The sequence below is a fragment of the Rhodoferax sp. genome (genome assembly GCF_028715765.1).
GTDB lineage: Bacteria > Pseudomonadota > Gammaproteobacteria > Burkholderiales > Burkholderiaceae_C > Rhodoferax.
Genome location: NZ_JAQURE010000005.1, coordinates 48,451 through 71,851, shown reverse-complemented (window position 1 = coordinate 71,851; position 23,401 = coordinate 48,451). Strand labels below are relative to the sequence as shown.

General features: G+C 59.3%; 22 protein-coding genes. 11 read left to right on the top strand and 11 right to left on the bottom strand.

Annotation, left to right across the window (positions count from 1 at the left end; genetic code table 11):
* Nucleotides 1-371 precede the first annotated feature (371 nt).
* From cysD to PHT20_RS03265, 5 genes are read right to left on the bottom strand one after another with little or no spacing between them, the layout of a single operon-like run.
* Entirely contained in the window at nucleotides 372-1,340 is a 969-nt protein-coding gene (cysD, locus tag PHT20_RS03285; protein ID WP_301019412.1) for a sulfate adenylyltransferase subunit CysD, read from the bottom strand.
* Complete coding sequence (locus tag PHT20_RS03280; RefSeq protein WP_301019411.1) at nucleotides 1,337-2,116, bottom strand: phosphoadenylyl-sulfate reductase; 780 nt, start codon at nucleotides 2,114-2,116, stop codon at nucleotides 1,337-1,339. Before PHT20_RS03280 ends, cysD begins: the two co-directional genes overlap by 4 nt.
* Nucleotides 2,113-2,514, bottom strand: a complete 402-nt coding sequence (locus PHT20_RS03275; RefSeq protein ID WP_301019410.1) for a DUF934 domain-containing protein — start codon at nucleotides 2,512-2,514, stop codon at nucleotides 2,113-2,115. The genes PHT20_RS03280 and PHT20_RS03275 overlap by 4 nt, the downstream gene beginning before the upstream one ends.
* A 12-nt stretch (nucleotides 2,515-2,526) precedes the next feature.
* On the bottom strand, nucleotides 2,527-4,344 hold the full coding sequence (locus tag PHT20_RS03270) for a nitrite/sulfite reductase (RefSeq protein WP_301019409.1): 1,818 nt from the start codon (nucleotides 4,342-4,344) through the stop codon (nucleotides 2,527-2,529).
* Between the two features lie 11 nt (nucleotides 4,345-4,355).
* The gene (locus PHT20_RS03265; RefSeq protein WP_300088123.1) at nucleotides 4,356-5,147 is read right to left on the bottom strand and encodes a sulfite exporter TauE/SafE family protein; all 792 of its coding nucleotides are present in this window, start codon (nucleotides 5,145-5,147) and stop codon (nucleotides 4,356-4,358) included.
* Between the two features lie 163 nt (nucleotides 5,148-5,310).
* On the opposite strand from PHT20_RS03265, the gene PHT20_RS03260 reads away from it, so the two are divergent.
* Nucleotides 5,311-5,763 (top strand): rhodanese-like domain-containing protein, encoded by a 453-nt coding sequence (locus PHT20_RS03260; RefSeq protein ID WP_300088125.1) that lies wholly within the window; start codon nucleotides 5,311-5,313, stop codon nucleotides 5,761-5,763.
* Here PHT20_RS03260 and PHT20_RS03255 read toward each other — a convergent pair.
* From PHT20_RS03255 to PHT20_RS03235, 5 genes are all read right to left on the bottom strand, one after another.
* Nucleotides 5,715-9,311 carry a PAS domain S-box protein gene (locus PHT20_RS03255; protein WP_300088127.1) on the bottom strand — a complete coding sequence of 1,199 codons (3,597 nt, stop codon included), beginning with the start codon at nucleotides 9,309-9,311 and terminating at the stop codon, nucleotides 5,715-5,717. The genes PHT20_RS03260 and PHT20_RS03255 overlap by 49 nt on opposite strands.
* Before the next feature lie 24 nt (nucleotides 9,312-9,335).
* Nucleotides 9,336-10,130: a substrate-binding domain-containing protein gene (locus PHT20_RS03250; RefSeq protein ID WP_301019408.1), complete on the bottom strand. Its 795-nt coding sequence runs from the start codon at nucleotides 10,128-10,130 to the stop codon at nucleotides 9,336-9,338.
* A 23-nt stretch (nucleotides 10,131-10,153) separates the two neighbouring features.
* Nucleotides 10,154-10,762 (bottom strand): chromate transporter, encoded by a 609-nt coding sequence (locus PHT20_RS03245; protein ID WP_301019407.1) that lies wholly within the window; start codon nucleotides 10,760-10,762, stop codon nucleotides 10,154-10,156.
* Nucleotides 10,759-11,382, bottom strand: a complete 624-nt coding sequence (locus tag PHT20_RS03240) for a chromate transporter (RefSeq protein WP_301019406.1) — start codon at nucleotides 11,380-11,382, stop codon at nucleotides 10,759-10,761. Before PHT20_RS03240 ends, PHT20_RS03245 begins: the two co-directional genes overlap by 4 nt.
* A 79-nt stretch (nucleotides 11,383-11,461) precedes the next feature.
* On the bottom strand, nucleotides 11,462-12,373 hold the full coding sequence (locus tag PHT20_RS03235; protein WP_301019405.1) for an alpha/beta fold hydrolase: 912 nt from the start codon (nucleotides 12,371-12,373) through the stop codon (nucleotides 11,462-11,464).
* A 167-nt stretch (nucleotides 12,374-12,540) separates the two neighbouring features.
* On the opposite strand from PHT20_RS03235, the gene PHT20_RS03230 reads away from it, so the two are divergent.
* Complete coding sequence (locus PHT20_RS03230; RefSeq protein ID WP_301019404.1) at nucleotides 12,541-13,119, top strand: MOSC domain-containing protein; 579 nt, start codon at nucleotides 12,541-12,543, stop codon at nucleotides 13,117-13,119.
* 352 nt (nucleotides 13,120-13,471) lie between these two features.
* On the opposite strand, the gene PHT20_RS03225 is transcribed toward PHT20_RS03230, so the two are convergent.
* On the bottom strand, nucleotides 13,472-14,989 hold the full coding sequence (locus tag PHT20_RS03225) for a helicase HerA-like domain-containing protein (RefSeq protein ID WP_301019403.1): 1,518 nt from the start codon (nucleotides 14,987-14,989) through the stop codon (nucleotides 13,472-13,474).
* Between the two features lie 58 nt (nucleotides 14,990-15,047).
* Between PHT20_RS03225 and PHT20_RS03220 the strand changes: the two genes are divergently transcribed.
* The 9 genes from PHT20_RS03220 (at nucleotide 15,048) to PHT20_RS03180 (ending at nucleotide 23,240) form a co-directional block, all read left to right on the top strand.
* The gene (locus PHT20_RS03220; protein ID WP_300083399.1) at nucleotides 15,048-15,782 is read left to right on the top strand and encodes a YebC/PmpR family DNA-binding transcriptional regulator; all 735 of its coding nucleotides are present in this window, start codon (nucleotides 15,048-15,050) and stop codon (nucleotides 15,780-15,782) included.
* On the top strand, nucleotides 15,779-17,080 hold the full coding sequence (gene purD / locus PHT20_RS03215) for a phosphoribosylamine--glycine ligase (RefSeq protein ID WP_301019402.1): 1,302 nt from the start codon (nucleotides 15,779-15,781) through the stop codon (nucleotides 17,078-17,080). The genes PHT20_RS03220 and purD overlap by 4 nt, the downstream gene beginning before the upstream one ends.
* Complete coding sequence (hemF, locus tag PHT20_RS03210) at nucleotides 17,077-18,000, top strand: oxygen-dependent coproporphyrinogen oxidase (protein ID WP_301019401.1); 924 nt, start codon at nucleotides 17,077-17,079, stop codon at nucleotides 17,998-18,000. Before purD ends, hemF begins: the two co-directional genes overlap by 4 nt.
* A 21-nt stretch (nucleotides 18,001-18,021) precedes the next feature.
* Nucleotides 18,022-19,074: a hypothetical protein gene (locus PHT20_RS03205; RefSeq protein ID WP_301019400.1), complete on the top strand. Its 1,053-nt coding sequence runs from the start codon at nucleotides 18,022-18,024 to the stop codon at nucleotides 19,072-19,074.
* Between the two features lie 197 nt (nucleotides 19,075-19,271).
* Complete coding sequence (locus PHT20_RS03200; RefSeq protein WP_301019399.1) at nucleotides 19,272-20,630, top strand: MBOAT family O-acyltransferase; 1,359 nt, start codon at nucleotides 19,272-19,274, stop codon at nucleotides 20,628-20,630.
* Nucleotides 20,630-21,250: a nicotinate (nicotinamide) nucleotide adenylyltransferase gene (nadD, locus tag PHT20_RS03195; RefSeq protein WP_301019398.1), complete on the top strand. Its 621-nt coding sequence runs from the start codon at nucleotides 20,630-20,632 to the stop codon at nucleotides 21,248-21,250. Before PHT20_RS03200 ends, nadD begins: the two co-directional genes overlap by 1 nt.
* Nucleotides 21,250-22,149, top strand: coding sequence for a ribosome silencing factor (gene rsfS, locus PHT20_RS03190; RefSeq protein WP_301019397.1), 900 nt, complete (start codon nucleotides 21,250-21,252; stop codon nucleotides 22,147-22,149). Before nadD ends, rsfS begins: the two co-directional genes overlap by 1 nt.
* A gap of 2 nt (nucleotides 22,150-22,151) precedes the next feature.
* The gene (gene rlmH, locus PHT20_RS03185; RefSeq protein ID WP_301019396.1) at nucleotides 22,152-22,619 is read left to right on the top strand and encodes a 23S rRNA (pseudouridine(1915)-N(3))-methyltransferase RlmH; all 468 of its coding nucleotides are present in this window, start codon (nucleotides 22,152-22,154) and stop codon (nucleotides 22,617-22,619) included.
* A 15-nt stretch (nucleotides 22,620-22,634) separates the two neighbouring features.
* Nucleotides 22,635-23,240 carry a Maf family protein gene (locus PHT20_RS03180; protein WP_301019395.1) on the top strand — a complete coding sequence of 202 codons (606 nt, stop codon included), beginning with the start codon at nucleotides 22,635-22,637 and terminating at the stop codon, nucleotides 23,238-23,240.
* Nucleotides 23,241-23,401 lie beyond the last annotated feature (161 nt).

The following is a 23,401-nucleotide window of genomic DNA, read 5'->3' as shown; positions in this document are numbered from 1 at the left end:
TGGACTTATTGGGACTGGGGGTGATGTGGTTTTGACCCGCAGCGCGCGCTGGGTATCTGACTACGCGGATGTCCCCCGGATTGGGCACTGCCCAATCCTCCTCCTTGATTCCGCTACGTCAGATACCCAACGCACGCTGCTGGACGTTTTTGGCGTTCGCGTTGAGTGCATTTCACCGATAGCGCTAGGCGTGGTGATTGGGGCATGTGACCGGGCTTTGGGGTGGAAGGCGCGCGTAAATGGCTGGTGGCGTGCTGTGCGCTCCGTCTCGCGCGTGCTTTCACCCCAAAACCGCATGCACATGCCCCAGTCGCCGCGCCGGGTCAAACCCATCACTTCGCCAACTTCAAAGCAAGGCTGCGCCGGTTTCATCAAAAATACCCGTCTTTCTTGCGCTTCTCCATCGAAGCCTCAGAGGTTTTGTCGTCCATGCGGGTGGCCCCGCGCTCAGACACGTCTGCGGCAAGGGTCTCCAGCACGATGGCATCGGCGGTGGCGGCCAGGCTCTCCACCGGGCAGGTGCAGGTGATGTCGCCCACAGTACGAAAACGCACGTCGCGCAGTTCAGCCACTTCGCCCGACTTCAACGGGGTCAGTGGGGTCACCGGCACCAGCAGGCCTTTGCGCTCCACCACTTCGCGTTTGTGGCTGTAGTAAAGCGAGGGCAGGGCGATGTGTTCGCGGGCAATGTATTGCCACACGTCCAGCTCGGTCCAGTTGCTGATGGGAAACACGCGAAAGTGTTCACCCGGTTGCAGCTTGGTGTTGAACAAATTCCACAGCTCAGGGCGCTGGTCTTTGGGTTGCCACTGGCCAAAACTGTCGCGGTGGCTGAAGATGCGCTCTTTGGCGCGGGCCTTTTCCTCGTCGCGGCGGGCGCCGCCAATCAGTGCGTCAAAGCGGAATTCTTCAATCGCTTCCAGCAGCGTCACCGACTGGTGCACGTTGCGACTCTCGCCGGGGTGCGCCAGGCGCACGGTGCCGCGGGCCATGGAGTCTTCGACGCTGCGCACGATCAGCTCGGCACCCAGTTCTTTGGCGCGCGAGTCGCGGAAATCAGTGACCTCGTGGAAGTTGTGGCCGGTGTCGATCATCAGCAGCGGGTAGGGGATTTTGCCGCCAGTGGCTGGCGTGCCAAAGGCCTTTTCGGCGCATTTGAGCATCACCAGCGAGTCTTTGCCGCCCGAGAACAGCAGGGTCGGGCGCTCAAAGGCGGCGGCCACTTCGCGCAGGATGAAGATGGTTTCTTCTTCCAGCGCGTCCAGGTGGGCGTTGCTTAAGTGGTCAGGGCGGTGGTGTGTCATGGGGTGCAGCAGGTTGGAGTGAATAGGGGCGTTCATGCGGTAGCCTCGGTAGGGTTGTGTTGTGCGCTGGGCAGGGCGCTGGCTTTGACGTGCAGGCCGCATTCCTTGGCGGCTTCGTCTTCCCACCACCAGCGTCCGGCGCGGAAGTCTTCGCCCAGGCTGATGGCACGGGTGCAGGGGGCGCAGCCAATGCTGGGGTAGAACTGGTCGTGCAGCGGGTTGTAGTCGACCTGGTTTTGGGCAATGTAGTGCCACACGTCGCCCCAGGTCCAGTTGGCCAGGGGGTTGAGCTTGACGCGGCTGGCGTCGCTGGTGTCGATCAACGGCACCTCGGCGCGTGCGCCGGATTGCTCGCGGCGCAGGCCGGTGACCCAGGCATCCTTGCCCTTGAGTGCGCGGCCCAGCGGCTCCATCTTGCGAATCTGGCAGCAGGCTTTGCGCAGTTCAATGCTCTTGTACATGGCGTCTGCACCCTCGCGCGCCACAAATTGGATCGTGGCTTGCTCGACCGGCTTGAACACCGCCACTTTGGCGCTTGAGGTGGCTTTGAGCCGGTCTAGTAAGGCCAGGGTTTCGGCGTGCAGTTGCCCGGTTTCCAGCACAAAAATGCCGATGTTGAGTTGCAGGCTGTTGATCAGGTGGGCCAGCACCATGTCTTCAGCGCCCAGGCTGCAGGCCAGGGTGATGCGGGGTTCGTCATTGGGCTTGAGCGGCGCGTAGTTCAGCGCGGCTTGTTGCAGCAGGGCTTGGGTTTGGGCCAGTTTTTGCGCAAAATCAACAGAGGCGCGGGCGTTCAGGTCAATGGCGCTCATGCGGCGGCTCCTTCAGGGGTGAACAGGGGTTGCGGGTGGGCGGCGTCGCCTTGATAAAAATGGTCAAATTGGGTCAGTTGGCGTTGCGCATGGGCCAGGCTTTGGTCACCGCGCAGTACCGCAGAGCTGAAACCACTGCGCTGCATCTGCAGCACCTGGTCTACCAGCACATCGCCGGTGGCGCGAATGTCGCCCTTGAATCCCAGGCGGCGGCGCAGCAAGTAGGCCTGGCTGTAGGCGCGGCCATCGGTGAATTTGGGAAACTGCAATTCAATGCAATCCACACCTTGCCAAGCCACGGTGCTGACATCGGCATCGTTCGCAATTTTTAAGGTTTTTTGACCTGTAGCGCTTATGGAATAAGCACTTTCCGCTATTAAATTAATTGTGTTTGTCATGGTGGGAGGGTCTCAATCGGTGGCTGCTTCAGCGCTGGCCAGGTGCACATGCAGCGTTTTGCCGCCGTCACGGGTTTCGTGGCGCACCGCGTTGGCAGCATCTTTGAAAGGCGTCAGCCCCAGGCGGCGCACGCTGGCAATGAACGTTTCGCCGGGCTGGCGCTGGGCGCGGTAGGTGTCGAGCAAAGCTTCGACCACGTCGCTGACTTCACTGGCCGCAAACGACGGGCCGATCACTTTGCCCGGCACGGCGTCACCACTGAGCAGGCTGCCGTCCGAGCCACCGAGCGACACCTGGTACCACTCGCGCCCGTCTTTGTCGACGCCCAGCACACCGATGTGGCCGGTGTGGTGGTGGCCGCAGGAGTTCATGCAGCCGCTGATGTGCAGGTCAATCGGACCAATGTCAAACAGCTCGTCCAGGTCCTGATAGCGCTCGGCAATGGCGGCCGCCAGCGGCAAGGAGCGGGCGTTGGCCAGCGCGCACAGGTCACCACCGGGGCAGGTGATCATGTCGGTGAGCAAGCCAATATTGGCTTTGGCCACACCCAGGTTGCGGGCAGCCAGCCACAAGGCGGGCAGGTCAACGGCTTGCACCCAGGGCAGCAGCAGGTTTTGTTCGTGCATCACGCGCACCTCGCCCGCGCTAAAAGCGTCAGCCAGGTCAGCGGCGGCGCACAGCTGGTCGGCGGTGGCGTCCCCTGGTGCATGGCCCAGGCGCTTGAACGACAGGGTGACGGCGCGCAGGGCCGGGTTTTTGTGCGCACGTACGTTTTGCGCCAGCCAGCGTTGGTACTCGGCGGCTTCTTTGGGGGTGAAATCTGATGCTATTTTATGAGTAGCTTCCTGCGATTGTTCTATAAGGGCTGGAGGCTCAAAATGCTTGGAAACCCGGTGCAGCTCGGCTGGCGGGATGGTGTGCGCGGCGCCGTCGTGGCTGAGGATGTCGGCGTATTCGGCCTCGACTTCATCGACGAAGCGCTGGCCTTCGGCTTTGACCAAAATCTTGATGCGTGCCTTGTACAGGTTGTCGCGGCGGCCAAAGCGGTTGTAGACGCGCACCACGGCCTCCAGATAGTTCAGGATCTGATCCCAAGGCAAGAATTCGCGCAAGGTGCTGGCAATCACCGGGGTGCGGCCCATGCCACCGCCCACCAGCACCTTGAAGCCAATGTGACCGAGCGCATTGCGGCGCAGGTGCAGGCCCACGTCGTGCCAGGCGGTGGCGGCGCGGTCCTCAGCGGCGCCGGTGATGGCAATCTTGAATTTGCGCGGCAGGTGCGCAAACTCGGGGTGCAGCGTGCTCCACTGGCGCATGATTTCGGCATAGGGGCGCGGGTCGATGGACTCGTCAGGCGCAATACCGGCCAGCGCGTCGCTGGTGATGTTGCGAATGCAGTTGCCGCTGGTCTGGATGCCGTGCATGTCCACCTTGGCCAGCAAGTCCATCACGTCGGCGCTTTTATCCAGGGGAATCCAGTTGAACTGCACGTTTTGCCGGGTGCTGAAGTGGCCGTAGCCCACTGGCAGGTGGGGTGTGCCAAGCTCGGCCTGGGTGGCGCTGGCGTGGTGGTACACCGCTGCACTGGGCTGGTCGAAGTCGCGGGCAATTTTGGACAACACGCGCAGTTGGCGGCTGGACAACTCACCGTAGGGCACGGCCACGCGCAGCATCGGGGCGTAGCGCTGCACGTACCAGCCGTTTTGCAGGCGCAACGGGCGGAATTCGTCGTCTTTGAGCTCACCGCTCAAGTTGCGTTCCAGCTGGTCGCGGTATTGGGCGGCGCGGCTTTGGATGAATTGGCGGTCAAAGTCGGTGTATTGGTACATGGCGGTTCTTTTCAAATGGCAATCAATTTGGTACCGGCATAAGCCAGCAGCAGCGACAACAGGGAGCGAATCACGCGCTCAGGCACGCGGGTCATGAAGTGGGAGCCCAGCCAGATGCCGGGGAGCGACCCGGCAAGCAACAAGCTCAACATCGACCAGTTGACCGAGCCCAGCGTGGCGTGCCCGGCCCCGGCGACCAAGGTCAAGGGCACGGCGTAAGCAATGTCGGCGGCAATGATGCGCGGCAGCGGCAGCAGCGGAAACAACACCATCAGCACCGTGACACCAATGGCCCCGGCACCCACCGAGGTGAGTGACACCAGCGTGCCAATCAGCGCGCCAAACAGCAGCGGCAGGCTCCAGTGGCGCGGGGTCAACGCCTGCGCCTCTTGCCCGACGGCAATGCGTGTGGGGGCGGCTTTGCCGCGCAGCGCCTTGTACAGGGTGGCCGCCGCAGTCAGCAGCAGGGCCACACCCAGGGTGGTGGTCATCAGGTGCCCGATGGCGGCATCGGCCGGGCCGACGGTTTTAAGAATCCACAGGGTGATGAGTGCGGCCGGAATGCTGCCGGCGCTCAATTGCAACACCACGCGCCACGGCACCAGGCCTGAGCGCGCCATCTTCACCGTGCCGCCAAGCTTGGTGAAGGCGGCAAACAGCAGGTCGGTGCCGACTGCCATGTAGGGCTTCACGCCAAACACGAAGATCAGGATCGGCGTCATCAGCGAACCACCGCCAACGCCGGTCAGACCGACCACGGTGCCTACAAAAAAACCAGCAAAAATGAAAGCGATGTCATGCATGGATGGGGACTGTAAAGCCCATGCGTTAGATATCAAACTACTTTTTTGTGATTACTTTATGTTTAAAAATGCATATGAAGGCGCTCTCAGTCTCCACAGATAATCCTGCTCAACACCTCACGTATGAGACCTTTTTTGAAACCTTTTGGATTGAGATTGCCCCATGACCACTGCCCCCGAAAACCTGCCAGAAGACCCAGCCTTGCTTGAAATGACGCTGCCCACCGCGCTGGAGCTTGCCCGCTTGGGGTTGGCCACCTTGATTGACATTCGGCAGACCTTTGAGCTTGAGATGAAAGGTGCCATTCCGGGCACTCTGCACATTCCGCTGTTTGAGGTCAAAGTGATGCTGGGGCATGCCCTGACCGAAGATGAGCAAGACATTCTGGACGCCGGTCAGCCCAAAGAAATGGACGCCAAAACGTTTTTCACCCTCATCAATCAGTTGCATAACGACCGCGACCACCTGTTGCTGTGCGTGTGCAACAGCGGCAAACGCAGCTTGACCGCTGCCGCCCTGTTGCGGTCACTGGGTTACCCCAAGGCGCTTTCAGTGGCGGGGGGGTTTCAGGCCTGGAAAAAGCTGCAGGCCGCCAGCGTGTCGGAAAAAGCCTGAACCAGCAGCTGGTTCAAGCTGGCGGCTTCTGCCCAGTTGCTTTGCGTGGCCGCTTGCTCTAGCGCGCTGGCCAGATGCGCCATGCGTGCCATGCCCATGTTGCCGCAAGAGCCTTTGAGCTCGTGCGACAGGCTGGCCACCTCGGTGGCATTGTTTTGCGCCACCGCAGACTGAAGCTTTTTCAGTGCTGCCTTGGTGGAATGTTTGAACAGCGTCAGCAGGCGTTGGAGTGATTCTGGGTCATCGCCAAAAATGTCGTTGAGGTGGGGCATGTTGATCAGCGCGAAGGCTTCAGGCTGCACCAGCTCGGTCACCACGCTGACAACAGCGGCAGGCGCATCGGTGGGCATGAGTGCCCATTGCGTGAGCAGGCGTCGCAGTTCATCAGGTTGAATCGGTTTGCTCAGATAGTCGTCCATGCCGGACGCCAGGCAGCGTTCACGGTCGCCTTGCATGGCGTTGGCCGTCATGGCAATGATGGGCAGGCGGGCGCGGGCGCCTTGGTGCTCGGCTTCGCGAATCAGGGCGGTGGCTTCAAAGCCGTCGAGCACCGGCATCTGGCAGTCCATCAGCACAGCGGCGTAACTTGGGGCACGTCCGGCCAGGGCAGCCTCAACTGCTTGCACGGCTTCATGGCCGTTGTTGACAATGTGCAGCGCATAGCCCATTTTGGTCACCTGGAGTTGCGCTACTTTTTGGTTGATCAGGTTGTCCTCAGCCAGCAAGATCAAGCCCCGCGTGGCGCTGGCGGCTGCGCTGGCCGGGGCGGCTACAGGCTCGACCGGGCGTGCTTCGTGAGGAATGTTGTTGGTGCCAGACGCTTGGGCGTTGGGCAAGGTGGACGGCACGGCGTGTTCGCTGGCTTCTAATGGCAGAGTGAACCAGAAGGTAGAGCCTTCGCCCTCGGCGCTGAGGATGCCAATGTCACCTCCCATCAACTCGACCAAGCGCTTGCAAATGGCCAGCCCCAGCCCAGTGCCGCCAAATTTGCGGGTGGTGGAGCTGTCGGCCTGGGTGAAAGACTGAAACAACCGGGCTTGTGTGGCTGGGGTGATGCCAATGCCGGTGTCGCGCACCTCAAACCGCATCATCTCTGGGTTGCCAGGCACGCGCGAAACCTTCAAATCGACTTGGCCTTGCGCTGTGAACTTGATGGCGTTGGTGAGCAGGTTCAGCAGCACCTGGCGCACCCGGGTGGGGTCGCCGCGCAGCAGCGCTGGCAGGCTGGGGTCTACCCAGCTTTGGAACTGAAGCGATTTTTCTTTGGCACGCGCGCCCAGCAGTTCCATGCTGCCTTGCACCAGCTGCGTGATGGCGTAGTCGGTGATGTCAATGTCAAGCTTGCCAGCTTCAATTTTGGAGAAATCCAGAATGTCGTTGATGATCACCAGCAGCGCATGGGCTGACTCGCGCACGATGTTGGCAAAGTCTTGCTGCTGCGCGTCCAGCCGGGTGTCAAGCAGCAGGTCGGTCATGCCAATGATGCCGTTCATGGGCGTGCGAATTTCATGGCTCATGGTGGACAAAAACTCAGACTTCAGGCGCGAGTTTTCCAGCGCCTGGTCGCGCGCATCGCGCAGTGCAGCCTCGGCTTGTTTGCGCAGTTCAATGTCTGACAACAGCCCCACATAGTGGCTGACCTGGCCACTGTCAGTGTGTACCGGCGACAGGTGCAACTCGCCCACAAACGGTGTGCCGTCTTTGCGCTGGTAACTCATTTCTACCGTCAGGCTGCCACCGTCACGCATGGTGTCTTGAATCAGCGCCAGTTTGGCGGGGTCGGTGTCTGGCCCGCGCATGAAACCGGCGCGCCGGCCCAGCACCTCGGGCGCGCTGTAACCGGTGATACGGGTAAAACCGGCGTTGATGTACTGGATGATGGGGCCTTGCGCGTGTGGTGCGGCCTCCATGATGTGAATGCCCTGGTTGGTGTCCTGGATGGCGGCTTCGATCAGCTTGAGCTGGGTGCGGGTGCGTATTTCTTCAGAAATGTCGCGTTTGATGGCCACAAAGTGGGCAATATCGCGGCCCTCGATGATGGGCGTGATGGTCATTTGCTCGGTGTAGACCTCGCCATTTTTGCGCCGGTTAGAGAGCTCGCCCTCCCAGGATTGACCAGCCAGCAGGGCTTGCCACATCTTTTGGTAAAAGCCTTCGTCGTGCAGGCCTGAGCTGAGTTTGCGGGTGTGCTGCCCCACCACTTCATGGGCGGCGTAGCCGGTGATGCTGCAAAACGCCGGGTTGACATATTCAATGATGCCGTCGTGGTTGGTGATGACGATCATGTTGGCCGCTGCGTCCAGCGCGGCCTGTTGCAGGCGAATGCGGGCTTCACTCTCGATGCGTTCACTGATGTCAGTGAAAGACACCAGCGAGCCCACCGCCACGCCGCCATCGAGCAGCGGGCTGGAGCGGTAAGACACCGGCACAAAACGGCCATTGCGGGCGACAAAATGCTCTTCGCCCTCAATGGACAGGCTTTCGGTGAACACTTTGAGCAACGGGCAGTGTTCCATTGGGAAGGCACTGCCATCTGGGCGGGTGTGGTGCACGGCCACATGTGCCGATTGCCCGAGCAGCTGCTCGGCCGACCAGCCCAAGATGCGCTCGCCCGAGGTGTTGAGAAAGGTCACCTTGCCCTGCATGTCGGTGGCGTACACGCCATCGCCCAAGGTGTTGAGCATGGTGACATTTTGGGCACGTTGTTGCTCGGTGTCTTTTTGTGCCACCTCGGCAGCGCGCAGCGCGGCGGTGAGGCGACGCATGAACAGCACCCCAGACAAGCCCCCCAACAGCACCACCAGCGAGATCAGGCCGGTTTCAATGTGCTTGAGTTCTTGGCTTTTGCCTTGCAGCTCGGCCTCTTTCAGTTTGAGGCGCTGGTCACCTTCCAGAAAAAGCCGATTGGCGTTTTCGTTGAGTCGCTCAAACAGCGGCGGAATGGTTTTAAGCTGCAGCGCCAAGGCTTCTGAAGACAGGTAGAAGGCCTTGGCATCCTCTTGCGCCACGCTGGCCCAGCGCTGTTGCAGCAGTTGGTTCAGGTCATCTGCTTTGCGCCGGATGGTTGCAAGCTGCGGGGCAATTTCAACCAGCTCCAGCACCACGCCGGTTTCGTCTGGGGGCGGCAGGTAGCTGGCTTCGCGCACCATTTGCTCTTTGCCATCCAGATTGAGCTGCAACTGACGGCGCGACACCCCACCCATTTGCAACACATCCAGGTCATTTTGAAGCTTGCTCAGATGGTTCGCAATGGATTGGTTCACCCGCTCAAAACTGCGCGGGTTTTGGGTCAGCGCCATGCTGTAAATGTCTTTTTCCAGCAGCCCAATGCTGCGCACCACTTCTTCACCCACAAACAGCCGCGCACGCTCATTGGCGCCGAGTTGGTTGATGGTGGCCTCTTGGCTGTTGAAGTAGCCGCGCAGCGCAAACACCAGCACCAGGCACAGCAAGAAAATGCCAAAAAGCCACTCCAGTGGCCGATCCAGCCGCCTCAGCGACAGACTGGCGGACTTGCGTGGTGGGTCGGGGAGAGAAGGTGAAATCATGGTGCGCTCATGAGGCCATGCATCTCAGCGGGTGACTGGAGTGGTGTTGTCCAAAAAGCCATGCTTGACAAAAATGGCTTGCCCTTGCGCACCCGCTGCCCACTGCATGAATTTGGTGGCCAGTTCGGGGTGTTGGCTGCTTTTGAGCTGGATCAGCAGCAGCGCTTGCGGCTTGGCAAACTGGGCGCTGAGGTCAATCACGTCAAGTTTGACGGCGTTGTCGGCAAACAAGCCGGTGGCGCGCCAGCTCAAGGTGGCATCGGCATCACCTTTTTTCATGGCGTTCATCAGGCCACGCGAGTCGGGTGACAAAAAGGCGGCGGATTTCACCACCTTGGGGTAAATGCCCAAACCGTCCAGCACGGTTTTGGCTTCTTGGCCCACGCTGCCGGACTCGGCGTTGCCCAAAATCACGGTCAAGTCTTTGCGCAGCAGCTCACGCGGGTCGGCTTTGAGTTTTTTAGGGTTGCCTTTTTGTACGATCAATGCCATTTGGTTGTAACCCACGGTGACAAAGTTGCCGAACAGGCCCTCTTTGAGGTGCTTGGCATGGTAAGAAGGCTCGCCAGGCAAATACCAGTCGCCTTGGCCGCTGAGTTTGGCACCCTGGTACAGGTCTTCAGAGCCCCCCTGGACGATGCGAATGACGACGTTTTCTTGCGCCTCAAACTGTTTGGCAATCTCGGTCATGGGGCGCACCATGGTGATGCCGCAGTGCAGCAGCAGCTCGGGCGGGCTGGCTTGTGCCCAGGTCAGCAGGGGCGTGGCCAGCAGCAGCCCCAAAGTGATGAAAAGTCGGCTCAAAAGCGGGAAATTCATGGTGAAGTGCTCAGAAAGAAAAATCAGATCAAATTAAACCACCCCAGCAGCGCGCCGGCACTGAGCAGCCACAACAAATGCACACGGGTTTGCCACACCAGCAGCGCGGCTACCCCGGTCAGCAGCCACAGCGGCCAGTGGCGCAGCTGGCTGCCCTGGGCTGCGGTCAAAATCCAGCCGGTGGCCAGCATCAGCGCCACCACCACCGGCGCCAGGCCTTGTTTGAAGGCGCGCACGCCGCGCCGTTCCCGGTTTTGATGACACCAGCGCGAAGCCACAAAGGTCAGTGTGGTGCTGGGCAGCAAAATGCCCAACATCGTGACCGCCACCCCCAGCAGCGCGCTGACCCCGCTCAAACCAGCCGAGCCCAGCCCGGCGGCCGCGTTCAAGCCAATGTGCCAGCCCAGCAGCGCCACAAACAGCACGTTGGGACCCGGTGCGGCTTGCGCCAGGGCAATCGAGGCATTGAACTGGGCATCGGTCAGCCACTGGTGCTGGTTGACCAGCGTGCGGTGCATGTCGGGCACGGTGGTGATGGCACCACCCACCGACAACAGCGAGAGCAGCAAAAACTGCCCCAGTAGCGCCAGCCAGTCCAGCGCCTGCCACAGCGCACCCCATGCGGCAGTCATGGCGCGCCTTTCGCCCGGCGGTCAAGCTGCCCCAGCTGGCGGTAAGCCCACACACTGCCCAGGCTACCCAGCCCCAGCAAGACCCAGGGCAGCGGCCAGCGCAAGACCGCAATTGATATGAAAGTTATAGCTGCCAGCGCATTACATACAAGCACTCCAAGCACATTTTGTTTTAAAGCTGCAAACAGTTTCAGACCCGTGGCCACAATCATGCCGGCGGCTACCGCACCCATGCCGCGCAATGCACCCTGCACCTGAGGCGAGTCCGCCACGCTGGCAAACAGCGCTGCCAGCGCCAGCACCATCAGCAGCGGAAAGCCCAACATGCCGGCCAGCGCCACCATGCCGCCGCGCACGCCAAAGTAGCGGTCGCCCACCATCAGCGCCAAATTCACCACATTGGGGCCGGGCAGTACCTGTGCAACGGCCCAGTCTTCAATGAACTGCGCCGGTGTGAGCCATTGCCGCTTGTCCACCAACTCGCGCTGGGTGATGGCCAGTACGCCGCCAAAGCCCTGCAAGGCGAGTGCTGTGAAAGCCCAAAACAGCTCGGGCAAGCTGTGCGGGCGAGGTTGGGGTGGGGGTGTCACTGGGGTAAGTTCAGCAGGGGTTGAAGCCATGCGCCATTATGGAGGGCAGCCCACACGTTGTGCCCACAGCGTAAGCGTCATGCCGGAGGGGGCGCCATGTCCATGAAACTTACTGATTAGCGTCACGGGCTTGTTGCAGCAGCCAGCGGATCACGCTGTCGTCCAGACACATTTGCACATGCCCCATGCCTTGAAAAACGGTGACAGGCGCGCCATCGAGCAGTTGGGCTTGCTGGGGAAAGACTACGTTGTCGTGCTGCGTGTAGGCTAGGCGCATGAGTTGGCGCTTGGCCGGTGTTTCGCTGGCGGCAAGCTGTGCCAGCCAGGGGCTGTGCCAGGCCATTTGTTGGCCATTGGGGGTGCTGACCCATTGCGGCGTTTGCGTACCCTGGTGCGGGGTGCCCAGGGTGATCAAGCGTGCCACGTGGTTGGCGCCATAGGTGCGCAGCCAGGCGCGCAGCACCAAGCCACCCATGCTGTGCCCCACCAGCACCACTTGGTGGGCGCCGGTTTGCTGGCGCAGCTGTTGCCCCGCGTGCTCAATCAAGGGGGCGTAATCGTCAATCGAGGTGAACAGTGGCTCCAGATCCACCGCCAACACCGGGTGTCCGGCCTGGCGCAGCGCGGGCGCCACTTTGTCCCACAACCGGTGGTTGCAAATGAAACCGTGCACCAGCAGCACGGGCAGCGCGGCTTGACCCGGCGCAGGCGGCTTGGTGGGCAGCAAAAGGCCAGGGTTGCGCGTGACCCAGGGCTGGCGCAGGGCAAAAACTTGCACCGCCGCGACAAATTCGCCCCACACCGCGTTCAGCCAGCCAGCCCCATGCACCCGCGCTCTCCACATGGTCCAGCCAATCCCCAGCGCTTGCCATACCAAAATCCAACCCACGCCACCCAACAGCACCAGGGCCAAAGCCCAGCCCCCCCAGTCGGCAGCCAAATTCATGGCACCCCACGTGCCCAGAAGTGTGCCGGTCAAGAACTGGAACAGGTAGGCAAAGCGTAAAAAGCGGGCAAGCATGGCGGGTTTCCTTCGGCGTCAGGGAATCAAGTATGCCTTGGCCTTGAGGCGGTGGTGCGTGGACAATCTGGACGGGTTGTTTTTTTGACGGATTGATCCGATGACGTTTTAAGTACAAGAGGGTCGCCTCATTTTTTTCTTGTCCTTTTCTTTGGGAGTTGATCACCATGCCACACCTGCTCAGCCTGCAAACCGCTCCCGCACGCCGCGCCATGATTCATGGCCGCAGCGTGCTCACCGCCATCCACAAACAGGCCGTGGCCGACCCCGTGCCGGTGTTGCCGCTGGGGCTGATGGGCGACGAGCAGGCCGATTTGTCGGTGCATGGCGGGCTGGACAAGGCGGTGTATGCCTACCCCAGCGAGCACTACCCTTTTTGGCGTGAGGCGCGGGCAAAAGCGGGGCTTGGCGACATCGACGACGCATTGCCTTGGGGCAGCATGGGTGAAAACCTGAGCCTGGCAGGCGTGTTGGAAACCGATGTCTGGGTGGGCGACGTGCTGCGTTTTGCCCATTGCGCCTTGCGCGTCACGCAGCCGCGCGAGCCCTGCTACAAATTCAATGCGGCCATGGGCTTTGGCCTGGCTGCCAAGCTGATGGCGCTGCAGGGGTGTTGTGGTTTTTACCTGGCGGTAGACGAGCCTGGCACGCTGCAGGCTGGTGAGACGTTTGAGCTGATCCCCGGCCAGCGGCGCTTGGGTGTGCCCGAGAGCTTCAAAGCCAAGATGTTCAAACACTTGCGCTGAGCACTTGGGTTTAGACAAAGCGCTTTGGATGGTGTGTTCAGTCGGGGTGCTTGAGGTGGAACCCAGCAGGGCGACTGGGTCAGGGGCGTGCGGTTTTGGGGTGAAAGCACGCGCGGGGCTAGCGGTTCAGTTAGCGAAAACCTCTTTCGCGCGCATTTCACCCCAAAGCCCGGTCCCCTGACCCAATCACCCTGCCTCACATGGTTTGGACTCGATGATTTATAAGAAAACAGCCTGTAGCCCAGGTTAAATAAGCGTTAGCAGCTATGAATTTTGGTAAAAAAGACGGATTTCTCAGCTTTTCCTAGAGCGGTGTTAGCTTTACTTTTGAGAGCAACTGACGCAGACTGGACTAGCGTTTTCCGCCAAAAATACCACCCAACACGCCGCGAATGATCTGGCGACCTACTTCTCGGCCAATCGAGCTGGCGGCACTTTTGAACAACTGCTCACCGGCGCTGGTGCGCCTGCCACTGCCCCCGCCCAGCAAGTTGCCCAGCCCGGCACCCAGGCTGTCGAGCAAGCCGCCCGAGTCTGCCGGGGCTGCGTCACGGCTGGCCACGCCGGGCTGGTTGGCTGGTGCCGTGGCGGTGGCTGTGCGGCCTTTGATTTTTTCATAGGCCGACTCACGGTCTAGCGTTTTCTCATAAACCCCAGCCACGATCGACTCGGTCAGCAGGGTTTGGCGCTGCGCCGCGCTGATCGGGCCAATTTGCCCTGCCGGTGGCAGCACGTAAACCCGCTCGGTCGGGCTGGGACGACCTTTTTCGTCCAGAAAACTCACCAACGCTTCGCCCACGGCCAGTTCGGTGATGGCTGCACCCACGTCCAGCCCAGGGTTGGGGCGCATGGTATCGGCGGCGCTTTTCACGGCTTTTTGGTCACGCGGCGTGAAGGCGCGCAGGGCGTGCTGCACCCGGTTGCCCAACTGCGCCAGCACCGTGTCGGGGATGTCAAGCGGGTTTTGCGTCACAAAATACACGCCCACGCCTTTGGAGCGCACCAGCCGCACCACCAGCTCAATGCGCTCAACCAGTACTTTGGGGGCATCGGCAAACAACAGGTGAGCCTCGTCAAAAAAGAACACCAGTTTGGGTTTATCCAGGTCGCCTACCTCGGGCAGGTTTTCAAACAGCTCGCTCAGCATCCACAGCAAAAAGGTGCTGTACAGGCGGGGTGAGGCCATCAGTTTGTCAGCCGCCAAAATGTTGATCATGCCGCGCCCGGTGCCATCGGTTTGCATCAAATCAGCGATGTTGAGCATTGGCTCGCCAAAAAATTTGTCGCCGCCCTGACTTTCAATTTGCATCAATCCGCGCTGAATGGCGCCAATGCTGGCGGCGCTGATGTTGCCGTACTCGGTGGTGAAGGTGGATGCGTTGTCACCCACATGCTGGCACATGGCGCGCAGGTCTTTCATGTCAAGAATCAGCAAACCGGCATCGTCGGCAATTTTGAACACCAGTTGCAGCACGCCCGCCTGGGTGTCGTTGAGGTTGAGCATGCGCGCCAGCAGCAGTGGCCCGAGGTCGCTCACGGTGGCGCGCACCGGGTGGCCTTGTTCGCCAAACACGTCCCACAAGGTGGTTGGAAATGCTGCGTATTCAGGAGCAGGTAGCGCACGTTCAGTAAGCACTTTGGCCAGTTTAGGCGTAGAGCTGCCGGCCTGCGAGAGACCGGTGAGGTCGCCCTTGATGTCGGCCATGAACACCGGCACGCCCAGCTTGGAAAACCCCTCGGCCATGGTTTGCAAGGTGATGGTTTTGCCGGTGCCGGTGGCGCCGGTGATCAGGCCATGCCGGTTGGCCTTGTCAGGGTGCAACAGGCATTGGGTTTGGCCATGTTGGGCTATCAAAATGGGTTCGGGCATGTCAACCTCAAAAAGTACAATCGGATCAGTAGCGTAACGAATTTTTAAAGGATTTCACGTGGCAGGACACAGCAAATGGGCCAATATTCAGCACCGCAAAGGCCGTCAAGACGAAAAGCGCGGAAAAATTTGGACCCGCATCATCCGTGAAATCACGGTGGCGGCGCGCGCCGGGGGTGGCGATTTGTCAACCAACCCGCGCCTGCGTTTGGCCGTAGACCGCGCCAAGGCCGCCAACATGCCCGCCGATCGCGTCAAGTACAACATTGACAAGGCCACCGGCAGTGTGGAGGGCATCACCTACGAAGAAATCCGCTACGAAGGCTATGGCATTGGCGGCGCCGCCATCATTGTTGACACCATGACCGACAACAAGGTGCGCACTGTGGCTGAAGTGCGCCACGCGTTTGCCAAGTTTGGCGGCAACATGGGCACCGAAGGCTCGGTGGCGTTCCAGTTCAAACACTGTGGCCAAATCATTTTTGCTCCGGGTCAAAGCGAAGACAAGGTGATGGAAATCGCATTGGAGTCCGGAGCCGACGACGTGGTGACCGATGACGATGGCGCCATCGAAGTCATCACCTCGGTGGCCGACTTTGAAGCCGTCAAAAATGCCCTGGAAGCCGCTGGCCTGACCCCTGACGATGCCCAAGTGACCATGCGCGCCGAAAACCCCATCGAAGTCACCGGTGACGATGCCGCCCGCATGCAAAAACTGCTTGATGCCATTGAAGACCTTGACGATGTGCAAGAGGTCTATCACAACGCTGAACTCGACACCGAAGACTTATGAAAATCCTCGTCATTGGCGGCGGTGGCCGTGAACATGCGCTGGCCTGGAAGCTGTCGCAATCACCCAAAACCCACAAAATCTATGTCGCCCCCGGCAACGGTGGCACCGCCACCGATCCGCGTTTTGAGAACGTGCCCGGCAGCGATGTGCAGGCCTTGGCCTTGTGGGCGGCAGATCAAAAAATTGCCCTCACCGTGGTCGGCCCCGAAGTGCCTTTGGCCGCTGGCGTGGTGGACATTTTCCGCAAGCATGGCCTGCGCATTTTTGGCCCGACCCAAGCCGCGGCGCAATTGGAAAGCTCCAAGGCGTTTTCCAAAGCCTTCATGAAACGCCATGGCATTCCCACCGCGGAGTACGACACGTTTTCAGACCCGGTGCTGGCGCATGCTTACATCGACCAAAAAGGCGCGCCCATTGTGGTCAAGGCCGACGGCCTGGCCGCCGGCAAGGGTGTGGTGGTGGCCATGACACTGGCCGAGGCGCATGAGGCGGTTGACTTCATGCTGCTGGACAACACCTTGGGCGTGAGCCACAACCAAGGCGGTGCTCGCGTTGTCATTGAAGAGTTTTTACAGGGCGAAGAAGCCAGCTTCATCGTCATGGTGGACGGCAAAAACGTGTTGCCACTGGCCACCAGCCAAGACCACAAACGCCTGCAAACCGGTGACTTGGGCCCCAACACCGGCGGCATGGGCGCCTATTCTCCCGCGCCCGTGGTCACCCCCGATGTGCATGCCCGCGCCATGCGCGACATCATCCTTCCCACCGTGCGCGGCATGGAAAAAGACGGCATTCCGTTCACCGGCTTTTTGTACGCCGGGTTGATGATCGACGCCCAAGGCAAGCCCAAAACCCTTGAATTCAATTGCCGCATGGGCGACCCCGAAACCCAGCCCATCATGATGCGGCTGAAAACCGACCTGGTTGATGTGATGCTGGCCGCCACCGAGCCCGGCGCGCATGGCAAGCTGGATCAAATTGAACTGCAATGGGATCGTCGCACCGCGCTGGGTGTGGTGCTGGCTGCCCACGGCTACCCGGCCAACCCGCGCAAGGGCGATGCCATCACCGGCATCCCCAAAGAAACGGAAGACGCTTGTGTGTTCCATGCGGGCACCACGCTGCAAGACGCTGATGTGCTGACTTCTGGCGGGCGTGTGTTGTGCGTCACGGTGCTGGCCGACAGTGTGCGGCTGGCGCAACAGCGCGCCTATGAAGTGGCCGCAGGCATTCACTTCGACGGCATGCAATACCGCACCGACATTGGTTACCGCGCTGTCAAGGGTGCCGCTGCATGAGCAGCACAGCCACTGCAGCGCAAGATGTCAGCGCGTATTTGAAGGGGCTGCAAGCGCGCATCACCACCGCCGTGACTGAGCTCGATGGCACGCCGTTTTTGACCGATGCCTGGGAAAAACCGGCCGGTGAGCCGCTGCAAGGCCTCGGCATCACTCAAATTCTGGAAGGTGGTCCCCTGTTTGAGCGCGCCGGGTGCGGGTTTTCGCATGTGACGGGCCCCAAGCTGCCGCCATCAGCCACACAGCACCGCCCGGAGCTGGCGGGTGCGCCGTTTGAGGCCATGGGCGTGTCGCTGGTGTTTCACCCGCGCAACCCCTACGTGCCTACCGTTCACATGAATGTGCGCATGATTTCCGCCACGGCACCCGACGGGCGCGAGGTCTGCTGGTTTGGCGGCGGCATGGACTTGACGCCTTACTATGGCTTTGAAGCCGATGCCGTGCATTTCCACCAAACCTGCAAAACGGCTTTGCAGCCCTTTGGCGACGACAAATACCCGCGCTTCAAAACCTGGTGCGACACGTATTTTTTCCTCAAGCACCGCAACGAGCAGCGCGGCGTGGGCGGCGTTTTTTTTGATGATTTCTCAGAGCTGGGGCAAGCGCAAAGCCAGGCCATGATGCAGGCCGTGGGCAATGCGTTTCTTGACGCTTACTTGCCCATTGTGTTGCGCCGCAAAGACACGCCTTATGGCGAGCGCGAACGTGCTTTTCAGCTCTACCGGCGTGGCCGCTATGTGGAGTTCAACCTGGTTTGGGATCGGGGCACGCATTTTGGGCTGCAGTCCGGCGGGCGCTCGGAATCTATTTTGCTGTCCATGCCGCCGCTGGTGAGCTGGGCCTACCAGCAAGTGCCAGAGGCTGGCACACCTGAGGCCGAGCTGTACCGCACCTATCTGGTTCCTCGGGACTGGGTGTAACTCTGCTCGCTCATAACAGGTATGAGTCAACCGTTTCGGGTGATGTTTGTGGCGGCTTTTGTGCCGTTGATTGTAGTGATGGCGATAGCCTACCCGGCCTCACTTTATTTTGGTCCACCCATTGGCGGGATCTCTCGTCGAGGCGCCTGGCCTGAGCGTGATTACGTCCAGCAGCTCACCCCTGAGGGCATTGAGGTCATGGCCAATGACAACACCATACAAGTGGCTGATGTGCTGGTGATGGGTGATTCGTTCTCGGTTGGTAATGTTTGGCAGTCGGTGGTGGCGTCGAAGACGGGTTTGCGATTTAAAACATACAACTACAAAGACAACAACAATTGTTTTTTGCCCTGGATTGAGCGTCTGGCCAGTGGCTTGGAAGGGTATGCAAAAGCCGGTAATCGGTTGGTGATGATTGAGTCGATTGAGCATCAGTTTATGGAACGTATTCGATATCCCGAGCGCTGTGCGGCAGACTCGCTGTTTCGCGTGCGTCCCATTGGACAAGGCGTGTGGCATTGGCCCACCAGCTCAGTGCATACCCAAATTGACATTGCCCGTCAATTTCAAACACTGATGCACATGGCGCAAGTGGCTGCACAACCAGGCAAAGTGGCAGGCGAATGGGTGAAGAGTGCACCACTTAAGCGGGGTGATTTGTTCTCTAATATTCAGTCTAACCGCCTGCTGTATGCCGACGTGGATGAATACCGGTTGCAATGGACACAGGCTGACATTGAACTGGCAGTTGCTACTTTAAAAGCTGTGAAAACCCGGCTTGAAGCGGCGGGTTTTCAATTTGCCATGCTGATCGTTCCAGATAAGTTACACGCCTATGAAGAGGAGTTGCTCAATCCTCTGCCCAGCCACGCAGCCAGTGATCTGGCACAAAGTCTGCGTGCTGCGGGTGTGAATGCACCAGATGTGTTATCTGTCATGAAGAAAAGCATTTACAAAGCCAAAGATGTTTACATGCCCAATGATGATCACTTGGGCCCCAACGGGCATCGTGCATTGGCTCAGGCGCTGGTGGCTACTGGGGTGTTTGCAGGTGTGCAAAGCAGACAGCCATGATTTTTAACTCTTACGTTTTTATTTTTGCTTTTTTGCCATTGGTTTGGTTGGGTTTTTTTGCGCTGGCCAAAACCTCGGTCAGGCTCAGTACGGCTTGGCTGTGCCTTGCATCGCTGTTTTTTTACGGCTGGTGGAATCCCGAATTTTTACTGTTGCTGCTTGTATCAATTGGGTTCAATTTTTTGCTAGGAAGGCACTTGGCTCCTTATGATGCCAGTGCTTTTTCGGCAACCTCACGACATCGGTGGCTGGTGTTCGGTGTGGCGGCTAATTTGCTGTTGCTTGGGTATTTCAAATACCTGAATTTTTTCATCAGTAGCGTTGCGAGCTTGGATGGACAGGTATGGGTGTTGCAAGAGGTGGTGTTACCGCTGGGTATTTCGTTTTTTACATTTACTCAAATTGCGTTTTTAGTGGACTCTTCGCGTGGCGAAGCTAAAGACTTTGATTTTTTGCGCTATCTGCTGTTTGTCACTTACTTTCCGCATTTGATTGCTGGGCCTGTGCTGCACCATAGACAAATCATGCCTCAGTTTGAAGACCCTCAAACTTACCGTTTCAGTTTTGAAAATCTAAGTATTGGTTTGTTGATTTTTGCCATAGGTTTGTTTAAAAAAGTCATGTTGGCTGACGATTTGGCGAACCAGGTGACTCCTGTGTTTGACCAAGCAACCCTGGGTGTTGCACCGAAATTTTTATTGGCATGGACAGCGGCGTTGGCATTTACTTTTCAGCTTTATTTTGATTTCTCAGGCTACTCTGACATGGCAATTGGCGTGTCACGCATGTTTGGTGTGAAGTTGCCGCTGAATTTTGCCTCGCCCTACAAGTCTCAAACCATTTCAGAGTTTTGGCGCCGCTGGCACATGACACTGTCGCAGTTTTTGCGTGACTATCTTTACATTCCCTTAGGGGGCAACCGCCATGGTACTTTCAGGCGACTAATTAATTTGGCTTTGACCATGTTGCTGGGTGGTCTGTGGCACGGTGCCAACTGGACTTTTGTGATCTGGGGTGGTTTACATGGTTTGTTTTTGGTGCTGCACCATGCCTGGCGTGGTGTGCATAATGGGTTGAAGTTTCCTGCCACTCCACAGCCGCTGGTGTGGCTAGTGAAAGGCTTGTCAGTGCTGCTGACATTCATGCTGGTGGTGTTGGCATGGGTGTTTTTTAGGGCAGATTCGTTAGCAAGCGCGATGTTGATCGTTCAGGGCTGCTTGGGGTTGAATGGCCTGTCTATTTCACCTACGCAGGGGTGGTTCACGCAGTCATTGATCACCCTGTTTCGGTGGGCAGGGCTGCCTGTGGGTTTTGAAGGCGTGTTTGAGTTGACCTCTGCCATGCGCGACTTCAATGCCAGTACGGTGGGGCGCTTGTTGCTGATATGTGCCTTGTTAGTGTGGTTTGCACCTTCAAGTCAGCGCATTGCCGAGCGTTGGAGCCAAGCCAAGACCTCTTGGGTGATGGCACTACGTGGCTTGGCTGTGGCTGCCCTGATGTTGATCTCAATCAGCCACATCGACCGTATTAGCACCTTCATTTACTACCAATTCTGATGACTTTGCCTCTTTCCACAAAAAGGCATCGCATCGGCGTGTTTGGCGGCGCGTTTGACCCGCCGCATCGGGCGCATCAGGCCTTGGTTGCCAGTGCCCTCACCGAGCTCTCACTCGATCAGTTGCATGTGGTACCCACCGGGCAAGCCTGGCACAAACCGCGCCACCTGACAGCTGCCGCACACCGCTTGGCCATGGCCCGATTGGCGTTTGCACCTTGGTCGCAAGTCAAGGTCGATGACCTGGAAATCAACCGCCCCGGTGTCAGCTATACCGTTGACACTTTGCGCGAGTTGGGGCGTTTGTACCCGCAGGTAGAGTGGTTTTTGATCATGGGCGCAGACCAGGCCAGCGCCCTGACGACTTGGCGTGAGTGGCAAGAGATTGTGCAACTTGCTACAATATGTGTAGCTTTTCGTGCAGATTCAACAAGCGCTCACACCGTTTTTGAGGCTCAAAAATTGTTTCCCGAGCGGTTTTTGCAGCTGAACATGCCCGCCATGCCCCTTAGCGCCACCCAGATTCGTGCCACCCTTGGCGCCGGCCAAAGCGCCGATGGGCTGGTCACTGAGGCCGTTGCGCGTTATATTGCCGACCATCACCTTTACCACTCACATTGATGACTACTGAAAACTCTGCTCAAACTGTCGCCCAGCCTGCGTCCAAACCGGCACGCAAAGCCGCTGTCAAAACCACTGCCAAAACTGCTGTGAAAGCAGCTGTCAAGCCTGCTACGCAGCCGCCTGTCGAAGCCGCTCAAGCGCTGGTCAAACCCCGCGCCAAGCCAGCCGCTGCGGCACCTGAAACCAGCACGGCAGCCAAAAAAGATGTGCAAAAGTTGCAGCGCGCCATTGTGGACGGCTTGGAGGACGTCAAAGCCCAAGACATCATGGTGTTTGACACCGAGCACCTGTCTTCGCTGTTTGAGCGGGTGATTGTGGCCAGCGGCACCTCTAACCGTCAAACCAAAGCCCTGGCCGCCAGTGTGATGGATGCCGTGCGCGAAGCCGGGTTTCCCAAGCCGCGCATGGAAGGCGAAGCCAATGGCGAATGGATCATTGTGGACTGTGGTCAGGCCGTGCTGCATGTGATGCAACCCAACATCCGCACCTACTACAACTTGGAAGAGTTGTGGGGCGACAAGCCGGTGCGCCTGAAACTGGGTGCCGCCAAACCTGTGGTGGCCAAGGCAGCCAAGTTGCCTGCAGCGCCCACGCAACCATCGCGCGCGGCCAAGCCCGAGTCCAGCCTGCGCCGCTCCAGCGCTGCGAAAAAGGGCGTTGAAGAAGCCTTCCCCTCCAAAGCTCAATTGAAAAAAGTCCAAGATGCCAAAGCGGCTACTGCTAAAAAAGTAGCTGCCAGCGCAATATCTAAAAGGGCTGCAGGCCTAAAAGATGCTGAATCTGTGGCTAAACCCAGGATCAAGACCCTGGTGGTGAATGCACCTGGCAAACCAGCTGCCAAAAAGGTCGCTGCCAAGTCGGCACCAGCCAAACGAGCCCCCGCCCGCAAAGCCTAGCCGTGCGGGTGTTGATCGTGGCCGTGGGGCAGCGGGTGCCCGACTGGGCGCAAACCGCCTGGGACGACTACGCCAAGCGCTTTCCCTTTGAGATCAAGGTCGAACTCAAAGCCGTCAAAACCGAGCCACGCGCGTCCAAAACGCTGGACACGCTTTTCGCCGCCGAGCGCAGCCGCATTGAAGCCGCCATTCCCAAGGGGTGCCGCATCGTGGCACTTGACGAACGCGGCAGCAACCTCAGCACCATGGCGCTGGCAGGCAAGCTCAAAGACTGGCAACTGGGCGGCACCGATGTGGCGCTGGTGATTGGCGGGCCAGACGGGCTGGACCCAGCGTTCAAACAAGCCGCGCACGAGCGCATTCGCCTGTCAGACCTGACCTTGCCGCATGCTTTTGCGCGGGTGTTGTTGATTGAGCAGCTTTACCGCGCCTGGTCGATCAATGCCAACCACCCCTACCACCGCGAGTGATGCCACATCCAACGCATGAAAAAAATGTTCATTTACCTGGCTTCGCAAAGCCCGCGCCGTCGACAGTTGCTGGAGCAACTCGGTGTGGCTTATCAGCTGTTGTTGCCTGAGCCGCATGAAGATGCCGAAGCGCTAGAAGTGGTGCTGCCGCGCGAAAGCCCGTTGGCCTATGTGCAGCGGGTGACGCAGCTCAAGCTGGATGCCGCCTTGGCGCGACGCCAGCGTTTGGGGCTGCCAGCTGCGCCGGTGCTGTGCTCAGACACCACGGTGGCGTTGGGGCGTGACATTTTGGGCAAACCCGTTGATGCGGCAGACGCGGTGCAGCTATTGACCCGACTCTCAGGCCGAACGCACCGGGTGCTGACGGCAGTGGCATTGGGCACTGGGCATCAAAGGGTGCAGACGGTGTCGGTCTCGCGGGTCACTTTTGCCCCCCTGTCAGCGGCGCAATTGGCGGCCTATGTGGCCACGGGCGAGCCCATGGGCAAAGCCGGCGCTTATGGCGTGCAGGGCAGGGCAGCGGCCTACATTTCGCACATGAGCGGCAGCTATTCCGGCATCATGGGATTGCCTTTGTTTGAAACGGCGCAACTGCTGCAGCGCATTGGCTTGGCTGTGTGACATCTGCTGACCTGCGGCAATGCCGAGATGACCAGCCTGAGGTGGATTGACAGTCAAGGTGGAACCCGGCAGGGCGACTGGGTCAGGCGCGTGCGGTTTTGAGGTGAAAGCACGCGCGGGGCTGGCGGTTCAGTGTGCGAATACCTTTTTCGCGCGCATTT